Origin of the sequence: Pumilibacter intestinalis, assembly GCF_943193005.1 — a bacterium.
GTDB lineage: Bacteria > Bacillota > Clostridia > Christensenellales > Pumilibacteraceae > Pumilibacter > Pumilibacter intestinalis.
Map to the genome: position 1 here is coordinate 1 of NZ_CALPCH010000015.1, position 15659 is coordinate 15659.

Annotated in this window: 11 protein-coding genes and 1 pseudogene; 9 read left to right on the plus strand and 3 right to left on the minus strand. The window is 51.7% G+C overall.

The window, feature by feature from the left end:
* Positions 1 to 319: 319 nt before the first annotated feature.
* Entirely contained in the window at positions 320 to 526 is a 207-nt protein-coding gene (locus NFR55_RS07720; protein WP_251547971.1) for a helix-turn-helix domain-containing protein, read from the plus strand.
* A gap of 168 nt (positions 527 to 694) precedes the next feature.
* Here the strand turns inward: NFR55_RS07720 and NFR55_RS07725 are convergent, their stop codons facing one another.
* Entirely contained in the window at positions 695 to 883 is a 189-nt protein-coding gene (locus NFR55_RS07725; RefSeq protein ID WP_251547973.1) for a helix-turn-helix domain-containing protein, read from the minus strand.
* A gap of 44 nt (positions 884 to 927) precedes the next feature.
* Here NFR55_RS07725 and NFR55_RS07730 point away from each other — a divergent pair, with 44 nt between their 5' ends.
* On the plus strand, positions 928 to 1209 hold the full coding sequence (locus NFR55_RS07730) for a helix-turn-helix domain-containing protein (RefSeq protein ID WP_251547975.1): 282 nt from the start codon (positions 928 to 930) through the stop codon (positions 1207 to 1209).
* Positions 1210 to 1455: 246 nt separating this feature from the next.
* Here the strand turns inward: NFR55_RS07730 and NFR55_RS07735 are convergent, their stop codons facing one another.
* Positions 1456 to 2583 carry a hypothetical protein gene (locus NFR55_RS07735; RefSeq protein ID WP_251547977.1) on the minus strand — a complete coding sequence of 376 codons (1128 nt, stop codon included), beginning with the start codon at positions 2581 to 2583 and terminating at the stop codon, positions 1456 to 1458.
* A gap of 75 nt (positions 2584 to 2658) precedes the next feature.
* On the opposite strand from NFR55_RS07735, the gene NFR55_RS07740 reads away from it, so the two are divergent.
* From NFR55_RS07740 to NFR55_RS07750, 3 genes are all read left to right on the plus strand, one after another.
* On the plus strand, positions 2659 to 5766 hold the full coding sequence (locus NFR55_RS07740; RefSeq protein WP_251547979.1) for a PD-(D/E)XK nuclease family protein: 3108 nt from the start codon (positions 2659 to 2661) through the stop codon (positions 5764 to 5766).
* Positions 5763 to 8939, plus strand: coding sequence for a UvrD-helicase domain-containing protein (locus NFR55_RS07745; protein ID WP_251547981.1), 3177 nt, complete (start codon positions 5763 to 5765; stop codon positions 8937 to 8939). The genes NFR55_RS07740 and NFR55_RS07745 overlap by 4 nt, the downstream gene beginning before the upstream one ends.
* Before the next feature lie 126 nt (positions 8940 to 9065).
* Entirely contained in the window at positions 9066 to 10271 is a 1206-nt protein-coding gene (locus NFR55_RS07750) for a hypothetical protein (protein WP_251547983.1), read from the plus strand.
* Between the two features lie 67 nt (positions 10272 to 10338).
* Here the strand turns inward: NFR55_RS07750 and NFR55_RS07755 are convergent, their stop codons facing one another.
* The gene (locus NFR55_RS07755; RefSeq protein ID WP_251547986.1) at positions 10339 to 11154 is read right to left on the minus strand and encodes a hypothetical protein; all 816 of its coding nucleotides are present in this window, start codon (positions 11152 to 11154) and stop codon (positions 10339 to 10341) included.
* A gap of 193 nt (positions 11155 to 11347) precedes the next feature.
* Here NFR55_RS07755 and NFR55_RS07760 point away from each other — a divergent pair, with 193 nt between their 5' ends.
* From NFR55_RS07760 to NFR55_RS07775, 4 genes and pseudogenes are all read left to right on the plus strand, one after another.
* The gene (locus tag NFR55_RS07760; RefSeq protein WP_251547988.1) at positions 11348 to 12874 is read left to right on the plus strand and encodes an SGNH/GDSL hydrolase family protein; all 1527 of its coding nucleotides are present in this window, start codon (positions 11348 to 11350) and stop codon (positions 12872 to 12874) included.
* Positions 12875 to 13019: 145 nt separating this feature from the next.
* The gene (locus NFR55_RS07765) at positions 13020 to 13406 is read left to right on the plus strand and encodes a hypothetical protein (RefSeq protein ID WP_251547990.1); all 387 of its coding nucleotides are present in this window, start codon (positions 13020 to 13022) and stop codon (positions 13404 to 13406) included.
* Between the two features lie 308 nt (positions 13407 to 13714).
* The gene (locus NFR55_RS07770) at positions 13715 to 14245 is read left to right on the plus strand and encodes a helix-turn-helix domain-containing protein (RefSeq protein WP_251547992.1); all 531 of its coding nucleotides are present in this window, start codon (positions 13715 to 13717) and stop codon (positions 14243 to 14245) included.
* A gap of 102 nt (positions 14246 to 14347) precedes the next feature.
* Positions 14348 to 15523 (plus strand): annotated as a pseudogene (locus NFR55_RS07775) (ABC transporter ATP-binding protein); the annotation flags it as partial.
* Positions 15524 to 15659 lie beyond the last annotated feature (136 nt).

A 15659-nucleotide genomic window follows, 5' to 3' on the forward strand; every position in this document is an offset into this window, starting at 1 on the left:
GTGGAAAAAAAGTTGTATTTGAAGCGAGTTATATTCTCTTCTGTTTTGTCTATGGCTTGTACCCAGTAATCGCACGCGAGAGAGTTGCATTTTTTAATGTTGCTGCTTTTGCGAGAAAGAGCAAAAGCCTTTATCGGAACGAACAAAGCGAAAGCTAATGTTTAACGTATAGTATCTTACATAATATTTGCAGTTTTCACATCTTTTGTCCATTTATATCACCGTAGCTAATAAATTGCGACGAATTGTCGTAACATATTATATACGATAAATTGTCGTATGTCAAGCAAATTACGACAAATCGTAGTATAATGCGATTATGAAAAGCATTTCGGAGATTAAAAAAAAAGAACGGGTAAGTAAAGGTTTGACTCAAACGCAACTTGCCAAGGCTGTAGGCGTAACGCAAGACAGTATTTCGCTTTGGGAGTTGGGAAAGCGGTTGCCCGATACGGTTTATATTCCCGCTTTATGCAAAATTTTGGAAATTTCCGCCGACTATTTATTGGGGCTCAAAGAGGAATAATTTTCTCATGTGTGGGATTGCCGCGCTCGCATAGCTCGCTCGCAATGACGTTCGTTCTCTCGGCTGAGATTGCCACGGGCACTGCGCGCCCTCGCAATGACATGCTAACCCGTTACCCCGTCATTGCGAGCGAACGCAGTGAGCGCGGCAATCCCAGGCATAAGAATACTATTCTTTGTATTTTATTTCTCTGCCCACAAGTTCGTCGAGCGGGATGCCGTAAAAGTCGGCAATTTTTATGCAATCTTCTATAGACGGCGAATGTTTTCCGCTTTCGTAATAGCTTATTTTAGGTTGAGATATACCTGTTTTTTTATATATTAAAATTATGCTATAAATAAGTTTATAAGTCAACATTTCTTATAAATTTTTTTTATAATATATAAGTGTGAGGTGTAGCTATGGCTATCGGAGAAGAATTGAAATACCAAAGAGTAAATAAGAAATATTCGCAAAGTTTGTTGGCTGAAAACACCGCAACAGCAAAGCGAATAGGGCAGAAACTTGCGAGAGCAAGGAAAACAATGGGACTAACGCAAAAAGAAATGGCGAAAAAACTGACAATACCGCAAAGCACATATGCAAATTGGGAACAAGGGCGGCGAGAACCGCCTCTATACTACATATATAATATAGTTTTAATACTCGAAATAGATTTTAATTATTTATTTGGTTTCGTATAATACTTTCCTATTGCAGGAGATTGCCACGGGCACTGCGCGCCCTCGCAATGACGTTTTTTCTTTCGCATGAGATTGGGCTGCTCGCATGGCTCGCTCGCAATGACGGGGGAACAGTTGCGATTACCCGAAATAAAACCTCTACGCGATAGCGTGTGGGTTAAGGGCAACGCCCTTATCGTTGCGGAAAAGGGGGTTTATAAGGGGGAAAGACACAACCGAAAGTGTCTTGCCCCCTTATAAAAAACATTACAAACTATTGGTGTAATCTATCAGAGTGTAAACCGTTTCGTAGGCGAGTTTTGCCGAGGTTACGGCGTATTCGGTGAAAACTATTTGAGTTATGAGTTTTTTGGTTTTTACGTTGTTTTTGCCTATTACGGTTATGCTCGGGTCGGTTACGTAAAATTTAATGCCGGGACCGGGAGTTTCGGATGAAACGCTCACCGTTGCTTTCACGCAAGGAAGAGAGTATTTGCCGTTTTCGCTTTTTTCTATTTCCTGATTTTCGGGATTTACGAATTTTAATTCGCCGGGTAACGATACGTCTACCGTGGAGTGGTTTTTGTCGCAGCTTACGTTCATGGTGTAGCGCACGTAGTCGCCGCGAGCGTAGGAGTCGTGAATGCTCGCAAGGTAGAAAGTTGCGCTGCCTTCGCGGTTTATGGCGGAAAGGGCGCGAACCACGTAGTTGAGTTGTTCGTTCTCGAAGCGGGTGTTGCCCGCGAGCGAAATTTCGGTGTTTACGTTTTTGTATGTGCGCACGAAATCACTCGAGGTAGAGCCCGAGGTGGTGGAGTATTTAGCTTTGTTTTGCTCGTAATCCACGGTGTAGGAGTAGCCGCGGGGGTCGGAGTATTTCACGCCCGACGAGAGATTGAAGAAATGCGACGCGCCCTCGTCGCTACTCTCTTGCAACGCGGGCATCGCGTCGTCGTTAAGCGGGCGTTGCGCGAGTCCGTAATTTTCGGTAGAGGAAAAGTTGGTGTTTCGCGCCGCAGAAACGGGAGCAAGGCTGTCGTTGGCAAAGGTGACTTCGCCGTAGAATTTATCGGTAAGCCCCTTGTTCGCCATGAGATTGCCGCGTTCGTCCATAACGGTGGTTTCGGGCTCGTTGTTATAGGCGAGCGTAAACTCGTTCTTTACGGTCGTTTTGTCGGTATCCGAGCGAAGAGTGGAAACGTAAGTGCCTTCGGCTACGGTTTTAACGCGGGTTTCGCCGTTCATGAAAAACCGCTCTATTTTGTAAGTGCTCGTTTCGTAGTTGGACCACGGCTTGTCCGCGTCGAAATTGACTCTTGCGTCGCCTGCGCTGCAACCCGCGCCGACAGCCGCCATGCAAGCGGCGAGCAACGCGCATAAAATTTTCTTTTTCATATAATACCTCTTTGTAAAAACTATTATATCATGATTTGCTTGATTTATCAACTCAAAACAGGCTACAATATAAGTATGGACGTAAAAAATCTTGTGAAACACGCTCAAGGCATAGACGCGTACTTTGCGCCGAAGCAAAACACGTACGCGCTTTCGCTACGCGCCGCGGCGGATTTCATACGCGAAAGAAGGGCGGCGCACGGCAACAACGCCGATTTTTCCCGCCGATACATACTGTTCGTTCCCGATAAATACACCTTGCTGTCCGAAAAACTTTTGTACGGGAGCGGCGCGGGTTCGTTCGATACCGAGGCTCTCACCTTAAACCGCCTTTGTTTTCGCATGGCGGAAAATTCGGGAAAAGCCATGCGCGAAAAGCCGCTTTCGCGGTTGGGCGCGATTTTGTGCGTGCGCAGAATTTTAGCCGAAAACGCGGACAAGCTCGGGTGCTTTAAGAGCGGCGCGAGGTTTGCGGGCTTCGGCGAAATAATGTACGACAACATCAGCCAACTTGCGGCGTGCGGCATATCTTCCGCCGACCTGCCCGAAAACGAACGGGGCGTGCTCGGCGAAAAGCTCAAAGCTATTAAATTCGTGTATTCGCGGTTCGAAGATTTCACGCGCGGAAAATACGTTGACGCGGCGGGCAGAATGCGACTGCTCGAGAAAATGATTGACGAGGACGGCGAGTATCTCGGTAGCGCAAGCGTGGCGTTTGCGTGTTTCGACGGCTTTACTCCGCTTGCCGCGCGAATAGTGAAAAAGATATGCGACATATGCGGCAAAGACAACGCACGCATATTCGACGCCGACTGCAAACTGAGCGTTGCGGGCGCGAACATAGAGGAGTACGCCGCTTCGTCGCAAGCCGACGAGCTGAAAGCGGCGGCTCTGCGCATGCGCAACCTCTCGCTCTCGGGCGAGAGCTACGGCGATATGGGGGTAATAGTGCGCGACGCCGACTGCAACAGGTTAAAGCGCATATTTACCGAGTACGGCGTGCCCTATTTCACCGACGAAAAGTACGCGCTTTCGTCGCACCCGCTCGCAAGATATCTTTCGGATTTGTTTGCGGCGGCAAAGTCGGGAACTAACGAGAACTACATACGCCTTGCCAAAAATCCGTACTCGGGCGTTGCGCCGCATGAAGCCGACGATTTCGAAACCTGCGTGCTCGCGCTCTCTTTGAGCGAGGGGAGCATGAGCAAAAAGTTCGAGTTCGGCGAACTTTGCGATAAGCGACTTGCCGCGCGGCTCGAAATCGCAGAGAGCGTTCGCGCCCGTCTGCACGCGCGAGTTGCCGCGGTAAAAAAGAGGGATATCCGCGGCGGCGAGGATTTTGCCCAAGCGATTGAAAGAGCCGTGCCGCCCGACGAGCCCGAAATATCGGCGCAGTATTGCAATAAGTTCCCCTCTGCCCGCGAAGAAATACTTTCGGCGGTGTCGGTTATAGCCGAGGTGTTTTTCGGCTCGGCGGATTACGGCGTAATGCTCGACGCGCTCAAAGAGTGTTTCGCTCTGCGCGAGGTGGGCGTAATACCCAACGCCTCGGGAGTTGCCGAGGTGGGCGACGTTTCCGCATTCCGCGCGAGCGGCAAAAAATATCTTTTCGTGCTCGGCATGCACGACGGCGAATTGCCCGCGGTTATGCACGACGACGGCATGCTGTCGGATACCGATATCGAGCGCATAGGAGAGCGTGCGGGAAGCCGCGCCAAAATAGAACCGAGCGTGGAAACGCTCAACATAAGAGCGGAGGAGGAGCTGTGCTCGGTGCTCTCTTCGAGCGAAAATTTGTTTTTGTCTTACCGCACCGACTGCGCTCCCTCGCCGCTTCTCGCGCGAATACGCAGGGCGCGAAAGGGCGCAAAGGGGTGGAGCGCGTCGAGTTTGGAGGACGAACGCGAACGGCTGTGCTCGGGCAACGAGCCGAATGCGGGCGAGCTTTACGCCATGTGCCCCACAAAAGCCGCCGCGCTCGAGCTTTACCTCATAGGGCGTGACGACGTGCTTGCGGGCGGCGACGGCTACGGCTTCGAGCCCGAACTCGGCAAGCTGTTTGCAAACGCCGTGCCCGAACGCACGGCGCGAGGCTCTGCGATTGAAAACGCGAGAGAACTTTATTACTCGCAGAGAACGTCGGTGAGCCGAGTGCAGGAGTATTTCGCCTGTCCGCTCAGGCACTTTTTGCGCTACGGCTTAAAGGCGAAAAAGAAGCCCGACGGAAAGGTTTCGCCGCTCGACCTCGGCACGTTTTTGCACAGGGTGATAGAGTTGTTCGTATCGGGCGGCGACTACTCGCAACCCGAAATCACCGTGCCCGCAATCATAGAAAAAATAAAACGCGACGAGCCGTATTCGGTAAAGGGAATAAGCGATGCGTTCATGCGCGAGCTTACCGCGGAGGCGATAAAACTGTGCTTTGTCGCGGCGGCGCAACTGCGCGCGGGGTCTTTCGAGGCGGAGTATACCGAAGCCGCGTTCGGAAAGCCGGACTCGCCGCTTAAAGGGATTACCGCAACGCTTTCGTGCGGCAGTACCGTGATAGAGGGCGTTATAGACAGGCTCGACGTGGCAAGCGCGGGCGAGGGAAGCCGCGGCGCGGCGCGAGTGGTTGACTACAAGACGGGCAAAGCCGAGTTCGATTTGCGCGATATTTACTACGGCAGAAAGATACAGCTTCCCATATATCTCGAAGTAGCGAAGACAAACGGCTTTTTGCCTGCGGGCATGTTTTACTTTCCCTTTTCGTCGGGCTTTGCTGAGGACGAAAAGACTTTCAGAATGCGCGGAATATTCGACTCGGCGTACGCTCGGGAAATGGACGGGCGGCTTTGCGAACCCGACTACGCGAGCACCGTTGCGGCGGCGCGTTCTTCCAAAAACTCGAGCGAAAGCGAGATTGTGCTCAATAAAAACTCTTCTGCGGCTGTAACTCGCGAGCGGCTTTCGGCTGTATGCGACTATGCGCTCAAAGTGTTCGTGTCGGGCGCGGAAGAGGCGTTTTCGGGCTACTGCGCACCCTCTCCGCTCGTGGGCTCGAACAAGAGCGAATGCAAATACTGCGACTTTGCGCCCGCGTGCACGGCGTGGGGCGGAGAGAAAAAGGAGCGGCGCAAGCGCAGACTGCCGCTCGGATTTTTCGAAACGATACAAAACGGCGGGGAGGAAAAAGAGCGGTGAGAGAGTGGACCGAAAAACAGCTTGACGCCATAAATTCGCGCGGGTGCAACCTTATAGTTTCGGCGGGCGCGGGTAGCGGCAAAACCGCCGTGATGATAGAGCGCATTTGCTCGCTCATACGCGAGGGGCAAGACGTGCGGCGCATGCTCGTGTGTACGTTTACCAAAACCGCGGCTACCGATATGAAGCGCAAGCTCGCCGCCGCGCTCTCCGAGAGCGACGACCCCGCGCTTCGCGCCCGCCTCGCCGAGCTTTCGGCGTCGGATATTTGCACGTTGCACTCCTGGTGCTCGCGCCTTATAAAAACGTGGTTTTACGATATAGGCATAGACCCCGACTACACTCTTCTCGAAGAGGGCGAAGCTCTTTTGTTGAAAACTCAAGCCGCCGAAGCCGCAATATCCGAGTTTCTCGAAAACGGAAACGACGATTTCGCGCGGCTTTACGAGGCGTTTCGCACCAACCGCAACCACAGCAAACTGCTCGATTCCGCGCTCGCAGTATACGACTATTCTGTGGCGCAGCCCTGCCCCGAAGAGTGGCTCAATCGCGGGGCGCAAAAGACCGACTCGGAGTATCGCGCCGCACTGAACGCGCGGTGTGACAAAGAGCTGGAAGTATTTTTCGGGCGTGCGCAAAACCTCAAAAGCCGTCAGCTCGCGGCTGGCTTTACTCTCGATACCGCCGCGCTCGAAGAGCTTTGCGAGTGCGCCCGCGCGTGGCAAAAGTGCGACTCGGCAACGCCGCAACTGCGCAAAGACAAGCAGTTTGCCGACTTGCACGACGAGTTCAAGTCGCTCAAGAAAAAGTACGCCGACTTGCGGGCTCGCAGGCTCAAAATAGCCGAAATGCCCGATTTTACGGAAAGCGAAAGGTATTGCAAGGCGTTGAGTTCGCTCGTTTTGCGCATGAGCGAAATATATGCCGAATACAAGCGCGAGCGAGTAAAAGCCGACTATTCCGACCTCGAGCACGGGGCTTTAAGCATACTCGGCGGCAGTCACGGCGCGGAGATAACGGCGGCGTACGACTACGTGTTTGTAGACGAATACCAAGATATAAGCCCGTTGCAGGAAAAAATACTTTCGGCTTTTTCGTGCGAAATGTTTTTCGTGGGCGACGTAAAGCAATCTATATACGGTTTCAGAATGTGCCGCCCCGACTTTTTCATAAACAAAAGAAAGTCTTGCGACGGAATAAAGAACAAGGCTATCGACTTAAACGCCAATTTTCGAAGCGGCGGCAATATTTTGAGCGCGGTGAACGAGGTGTTCGCAAAGACCATGACAGACGGTTTCGGCGGCGCGGACTACATGAGCGCGAGCATGACTGCGGGGCTGGATTTGCCGTCGAGCGTGTCGGCGGTGTTCACCGATTACGCGGGCGAAGAATTTGCGCCCGAGCCCAAAATATATTCGGTTAAGTCCGACGCGGCGGCGGTTTCCGACCCGTCGCTCGAGTCGCGGGTTGACGCGGTGGTAAACGAAATCATAGACATGCTGTGCGGCAAGATAGGGGATGGCGAAAACGCACGCGACGCGGAATTCGGCGATATCGCCGTGCTCGTGCGCTCGCGCGGAAAATTCACCGAACTGCTCGAGCGCAAACTGCGGGCGGTATCCGTGCCCGTGGCTTCGGTATCGGGCGAGGAGCGGGCGGACGCCTTTCCCACCGTTGCCGCGCTGATAAGTTATCTGCGCATAATAGACAACTCGCGCGACGACGTAAATCTCGCCGCGGCAATGCTGTCGCCCGCGTTCGGCAATTTTTCAGCCGACGAGCTTGCGCTTATTCGTGCGGGTGCGGAGGGCGATTTTTGCGACTGCGTGTTTGCCCGCTCCGCCGAGGGGACGGACGAAAAACTCAAAGATTTTAAGGACAAGCTCGATAGGTTCAGAAAGCTCAACGCCGAAAGCACGGTGTGGGAACTTGCGGGCGCGGTCACCGCCGAATACAAATGTTTTAATCACGCGCTCGCCGCGGGCGGAGAACGCGAAGCCGCCGCGCTCGACGCCTTTTTGGAACATCTCGCAAAGCAGGAACGCGACGTTTTGCACGAATATCTGCGCTACGCCGACAGTTGCGGTTCGCCCAAAATAAAAGTGCCCGAAGGCGGCAAGGCGGTGCGTATTATGACGGTGCACGCCTCCAAAGGGCTGGAATTCGAGTGCGTGCTGTTGCCCGAACTCGACAAGCGGTTTAACCGAAGCGACGTGTACGCGAGCGTGATTTGCGACGAGGAAGAGGGCGTTGTGCTCCGTTCCTTCGATTTCGAAAACAGGTCGGTGTGCGAAAATCCGCGTTTCGCCGTGTGCTCGGCAAGGCTTAAGCGCGCGCTTGCCGCGGAGGAACTGCGCATACTTTACGTTGCCATGACTCGGGCTAAATACAAGCTCACGCTGTTTGCGCAACGACCCGAAACGCGTGGCGAGGAGAGCGAAGCGGAGTTTGCCGACAGCTATCTCGACTGGCTGTACTCGTTTATGAGGAGCGCGGAAAAAGAGCCGCCCGCCGCGAGAGAAACGCCGCGACGCGAACAGCGGCGAGAGCCGAACGGGAAAATAATCGAAGAGCTTTCGCACAGGATAGAGCAAAACGAGAAAAAGAGAGAGCGACTCATGCTCGAGTCCGCGCCCGTAAAAACGTCGGTTTCGGGCATGGCTCGCTCATACGAGGACGACGGCGAGCCGCCCGCGCCCGTTCGCTTTGCCGACGACAGGGCGGCGAAAAGGGGGAGCGCGTTCCATAAGTTCATGCAGTGGGCGGATTTCCGAAAGGCGGGCGAGTGGGAAAGACTGTGCGCCGCGTTCCCCGAGGAAGCCGCACTCGTTTCAGACGGCGAAGAGGATATAAAGGCGGCGTTTTCGGCGGTTGCGGAGTTTATAGGCGGGCGCGGGTTCGCGAGAGAGAAGGCGTTTGTGTATACCCGTTCGCCGCTCGGAAGAGATACGCTCGTGCAGGGCGTGATAGACCTTATGGTTTTTAATCCCGACGGGAGCGCGGATATAGTGGACTACAAGACGGGCGCGGAAAAAAATCTGCGCGACAAAGCTTATCAAAAACAGCTCGCGCTGTATAAAGAGGCGGCGCAAAGCGTGCTCGGCATTAAGGTGCGCAAAACATATCTCTACGGATTTTCGTGCCGAAAATTCATAGAGATAAACCCGAGTTAATCAAAAAAAGCGGTAGATTTTAAGTTTTTGCGCAAATTTTAATGAAAAAAGGTTTCAAAAGTATAGCGTTTTTGTTTTTAATATGATATAATAAGTAATAATATATTAGGGGAGAGGTTCACCGATATGTTTGATAAAGTAGCCGAAATTCTCGGTAAGCTCAACGGAATGATACTGCTTATAGCCGCGCTCGGAATTGTAGCGGTCGTGTTTGTGCTCGGAGTCGTGTTCGCTTTGGGCGGCGACCTCGGCAAATTCAAGAAAGTAGCTAAGAAAGTTATAAAAGAGCCCACGCTCAACAATTGCAACGCAACGGCGAAAGAGTTGCCTATTCGCGCGCGCAAACAGTACAAGACCGTGAAACAAACGGGTTGTAAACCCGACGACGCCATCACGCCCGACGCTTGCGTATACGCACCCTTCAAAGAGAGCGCGGCGGCGCACATGCCCGGCGCGGTTATGGCGGCAGGCATACTCGCAATACTGTTTTCTTTCTTTGCCGCGCCTTTAGTGAAAGAGAGGGCGGCAGGCAATCTTAACGTTGTATACGTTCTTCCCGCAGTTGTTACGGCGGGCGTTATGATATTCCGCTTGGCGGCGGGGCTTGTTTCTTCCGCAATTCTCAAGAGCGGCATGAAAGCGTACAACGGATACGTAGGCGTTTTGGGTAAAGTTCTCTCCGGCGGCGGAGCGGCTGCTCACGAAGCGGGGAACGACTCCGCTCCCGCATACGAGCACAGCACGGGCGAACCCCGCGCGTACGACGCCACGTTCGACGCGCCCGAGCGCATAACCGTTGAACTCGCAGAAGAAGAAAACGAGGTGAAAGCCGAGCCTGTAACCGAAACGGTTGCCGAAGCCGAAACGGTGGTAATGGCCGAACCCGTAGAGGACGAGGCGGCTCAAAAAGCGAGAGCGCGAGCCGAAGCGATGGCGGCGGCGCGTGCAGAACAGGCTGCGGCTCAAGCGGCGGCGGCACAGGCGGCTCAAGCGGCGGCGGCACAGGCGGCTCAAGCGGCGGCTCAAAAGGCTGCCGAGCAAGCGGCGGCACAGGCGGCTCATGCAACCGCGGCGCAGGCTCAACCCGTGCATGCCAATCCCGCGCCCGCTCAGGCGACAACCTCCGCGGCTACCTCTTCGGCAGACGAGGTAATCGCACGCATAGAAACCATTAAGCGCGACGGCGCACCCATAACCGCCATGAAAGAGGTTGCGCTCGCCCTTCAGAAAGAACGCGCGAAGCCCGAGAACAAAACGCCCGAAATGCAACGCAAGCTCAACGAGGCGTTGGCGGCGCTTCTCAAAGCAATGAGCTCGGCGAACAAGAAATAAAGATTACGGCAAACGAAAAGGAAGGCAGCTGTTGCTCCTTCCTTTTATCGTTGCTTTTTTTGAGTTTTCAGTACGCTTGCAGTGCGAGCTGAACGAGTTTGTTTTCGCGCCGCGCGTACTCTATCACGTTTTCGTCCACCACCGAACCGGCGGGGATAAGCACTCTGCCGTGGCTAATTATATCCGAGTGCACGGGCTTGCCCATTAAAAAACCGTAGTCTTTTACCGGCTCGCCCGGTGTGCGCGTTACCGTTACCGATTGCGGCGCGGCGGGCGTTTCCACGTTGGACTGCTTGGGTTGCGCAAGCGGGGGAGATGTTTGCTCTCGAGCGGGAGCGGCAAAATTTTGCGGCGGCTCGGGGTTGGGTGCGGGATTTGGCGCGGGTAACGGGTTGGGCGCGGGGTGCGCGGCTTTGGTTTTTTTGCGCCTTGCGGGCGCGGGGGGCTTTATCGGCTTGTCCGAGTCGTTGAACACGCAGAGCGCGTTGCCGAGAGCCAAAAGTTTGCTCGGTGCAAAGCTTGCTTTCTCGCAGATAATTTCGGTTACTTTGTCGCCCGATAGAATTACGTCGCAAACGTAGCCGAGAGATTTTCCGTCTTGGTTGTAGCATTGGCTGTTTATGGGGCACGCCGCGGTTGCCGTTTGCATGTTGCTCTCTTTTGCGAGATATGCCGAGCGCACCACGGCGGCGTCGTCGCCCACCGCCAAACTTTTCAACGCAACGTATCTTCTTTCGGGCGCGTCGTCCGAGTCGGAAAGAATTTCGGCGGTTTTCGCGCTCGTCAGTTTGCCGTCGAACCAAATTCCCGATATGTAACCGAGATTTTGGGCTTCGGCAAGCGAAATCACCGGTTTGCCCGTAAGTTCACTCACTTTTATCATATATATTGGGTCCGTCCTTGGCGATATTTTTATAGCATATTATATTCCGTGCCTGTTCCGAGTAGAACTTTTGCGGAAATTCCTCAAAACCCATTGACAAAAACATGACAATATGTTATCATTATAACATAAGCATAATGTAATATAAAATGTTATATTTTATGCAATCTTGTTTTTATGCGGAGGGTTTTTGATGAAGAAATTTTTTACAATGATAGCCGCGTTTTTGCTCGCGTTTATGCTTGTGTTTTGCTTTACGGCGTGCGAAACCGAGGTTAGCGTAACCGTAGGCGACGACGGTTACCTTATTATCAACGGAGAGAAAACCGATATGAAAATCGATACGTCGGATAACGACGGCGACGACGAAACGCCGCCCGAAAAGACGGAATACGAAAAATTCAAGGAAGCTCATCCCGACTACGAGGGAAGCGAAGAGCAATGGCGCGAAGATATGACGAACGGAAAGTTGGTCGATAAGCACGAATACGACCTTGTGCTCTCGGGCACGGTGAGCAAAGGAAGCGTGAATTTCACTGCGACTTCGGCGAATTTCTCTCAAGCCGTGGCGGACTTGCACAAACCCGTGATATTGCCCATGTCGGCTTCGTCGGAGTGGAAGATAGAGATATGCGGCACGATACTGCCCAACGGAAACGGGGGCGGACAAATACTTTCCAGCATGTCGACCGAATCCAACGGCAGGATATATCTCGGAGTGAACAAAGACAACAACCGCATGTTTTGGGGAGTTTGCATAGACGGCTTTTACGCCAACTACTGCTTTGACGTGCCCGCCGCAACAATGAGCGAGGAGCACACCTATTTGTTTGCGTTCGACGGCACGGAGTTTACGCTTTCCATAGACGGCGGAGCGCAGTTGCACCTGAACAAACTGAGCATAAACAACGGGGCGGCGAACACGGCGGAGTCCACGGGATTGAAACTTTCCAAAGAACTCAGAAACAAAATGCACGCCGTTACGGGTTCGGATTACGCGGTGATACGCCATTTGGGTTCGGCGTCGCACACTCTTACCGCCAACCTTAAATACATTAAGGCGCAAACCTCTCAAACGTATAGTTATAAGGAAACTACGGCGCACCCGCTTGCAGATAAAACGGTTTTCTATCTCGGCTCGTCCATCACCGAGGGAATAAACGACAACAAAGGCAAATCGTTCGTGGAAAAGATTGCCGCGCTTACGGGCAACAAGTATCAAAAAGAAGCGGTTTCGGGCACCACTCTTTCCACCGTGGACGGCGACAGGTCTTACGTGAAAAGATTCGAAAAATTCGATTTTTCCAAAAAGCCCGCCGCGCTCGTGGTTCAGCTCTCCACAAACGATTTCCAAAGGGATAACGTGCCCGTAGGAAGCGTGAGCGCGGGGATGACAAATTTCGACACCGTATCGCTTACCGGCGCGATAGAAAAAATCTTGTACGAAACCAAGAGAAAATCGCCCGACACCAAAGTTATATTTTACTCTTGCCCGCTCGAAGAAAACTTTGTTTGCTACAAACAGTACGGCGAATATATTAAAAACGTGATACCCAAACTCAAAGAAAAATGGTCCAACTTTGTTTTGCTCGACTACTACAACGCAGAGTTTACAAAAATCGCGGGCTATCTGTACGGCGACGGTTTCCACCCTCAGCCCATGGGTTACGCCCAACTTGTAGTACCCCAAATGATAAATCTTATGCTCGAAATTTTATAACCGAGTGCGAAAAGAAATAAAAAGCCTTTCTCCTTAAGGGTGTATTTCATAGGGATTAAAGCAAGGACGATAATCAGTCCTTGCTTTTTTAGTACGGTTATGCTATAATAACTGTACTATAAACAGTAATTTAGCGGAGAATGTTATGGCTAAAAAGCGTAAATTATCCCCAAAGGAAAAAATCAAGTTATTCATCAATATTTTCTTGATTATTTTAATCGGAATATGTTTTGGTGTAAGCGTTATGTGCGGTGTTTCGCAAGATTGGATTGGGTTTGCGATTTACTTTTCCGTTGCAATAGTTATAAGTGCCATAGAAATTCAGTTATATTATCACGGTACAATTTACGAATGTCCGCATTGTGGCAATAAATTCAAGGTTAACTCTTACAAAGTTTTTTTCACGAACGGCATTTTGGGAATTTTCGGTAGTATTTTAAGCTTTGGCGACGGAAGTGATTCCAAATATGCAAAATTAAAATGTACTAACTGTAAAAAGAAAGATTGGTGTAAAAAACATTATAATAATTAAAGAATTCAAATTTAAATTTCAATTTGTCTTTCTAAAATAGTTTGTAGTAAAAAGCTCTCGAACGAAATGTCCGAGAGTTTTTTGTCTCGCTTGAAAGTGCAACTCTTAAAAATTCAGTATTTTAATTCCCTATGGGAAGTGCGCTTTACCGAGAGGGGCTTTTTTTGTCGAAAAAATATGCTCAAAACGGTTGACATTGAGTTGCGAAAATTATATACTATATCGGGTTTAGTTAAAATAAACCTAAAGTTTAGTAAAAGTAAACCCATTAAACTTAAAGTTTACTTTTGCCAAACAAGAGGAGTAGCATGGAAATAGGAGTGAAAATCCGCGAACTGCGACTTAAAAACCAACTCACGCAGGAGGAGCTCGCCGACAGGTGCGACCTAACCAAAGGTTATATTTCGCAGCTCGAAAACGACGCGAACAGCCCGAGCATATCCACGCTTAAAGATATACTCGACTGTCTCGGGTGCAGTTTAACCGACTTTTTCGCCGACGAACGCGAAGCGGTGGTTTTCACCGAGGACGATACGTTTGAAAAGGAGAGCGACGGTTGCTTTATTCGCTGGCTGGTGCCCTCGAGTTTGAAAAACGCCATGGAGCCCATACTCATGACTCTCAAGCCGGGTAAAAGCGGCGGCGTGGACCTGCCGCACGAGGGCGAGGAGTTCGGGTTTGTGCTCACGGGCGAAATAGAGCTTACGCTCGGCAAAAGCGTATACAGGGTGAGCGAGGGCAGTTCGTTTTATTTCCGCAGCGATAAATCGCATTGCGTAACAAACAAGGGGAGCGTATCCGCCAAACTTTTATGGATAAGTTGCCCGCCCAATTTTTAGCGCGATTATACGAGTTCCATGACTGAGATTGCCGCGGGCACAAGTGCCCTCGCAATGACAATGTAAACCGAATACAAATAATCTATATAAGGAAGTATCCGTATGGCGGAAAAGTCGGTAAAATTCGACGAGGGAGCGCAAAAGGGCGCGCTCAAGTTCGATAAAATAATCGAAGTGCGCAATATAACCAAAACGTTCGACGACGGCGTAACCGTGGTGGACAACATGAACCTCTCTATCAAGCGCGGCGATTTCGTTACGTTGCTCGGTCCGAGCGGTTGCGGCAAAACCACTTTGCTCCGCATGATAGCGGGGTTTACGTCGCCCACGAGCGGCAAAATATTTTTGGAAGGCAAAGACGTAACCGACTTGCCGCCGCACAAACGCCCCATAAACACGGTGTTTCAAAAGTACGCGCTTTTTCCGCACTTGAACGTGTTCAAAAACATAGCGTTCGGACTCAAACTGAAAAAGATACCCGACGTTAAGCGCGACCGAAAAACGGGCGAGCCGATAATCGACCCGCAAAGCGGCAATCACATAGAGGTTTCGCGCAAGTTCACAAAGCGCGAAATAGAAGAAAAGGTAAACCGCGTGCTCGGTCTTGTGGGGCTTTCGGGTTACGGACACCGCGACGTATCTTCGCTTTCGGGCGGACAGCAACAGCGCGTGGCGATAGCTCGCGCCCTCGTGCTCGAACCCAAAGTTTTGCTTTTGGACGAACCGCTCGGCGCACTCGACCTCAAAATGCGCAAAGAGATGCAGTTCGAGCTTAAAAAGATGCACGACGAGCTCGGCATAACCTTTATATACGTAACGCACGACCAAGAGGAAGCTCTCACCATGTCGGACAAAGTGGTGGTAATATCCGACGGCGTAATTCAGCAGATGGGCACGCCCAAAAAGATATACGACGAGCCGGCAAACGCCTTTGTGGCAAACTTTATAGGAGAGAGTAACATTCTCACCGGCGAAATGCCGGAGGACTACAAAGTGCGGTTTTGCGGCGGCGTGTTCAAGTGCGAAGACCGGGGCTTTGAGAAAAACGAGAAAGTGGACCTTGTTGTGCGCCCCGAAGATATTTTCGTGTTCGCCGCAGGCTCGGGCAAAGGTCAGCTTACGGGCGCGGTTACGAGCGTTGTGTTTAAGGGCACGTATTACGAGATGAACGTAGCCACAGCCGAATACGAGTTTACCGTGCAGAGCACCGAAAGTTTTGCGGTAGGTTCGCGCGTGGAGCTTATGATTAAGCCCGACGGCATACACATAATGAAAAAGACCCGCACCGTAAACGAAACAATCACCGCGGTAGACGGCGAAAACACGGTGGATTTCCACGGCGGCAGTTTCGAGTTCGTAAATTCCGCGGGGCTCGAAAAGGGCGACAGGGTGAAAGTGTCGGTTGCGTTCGATA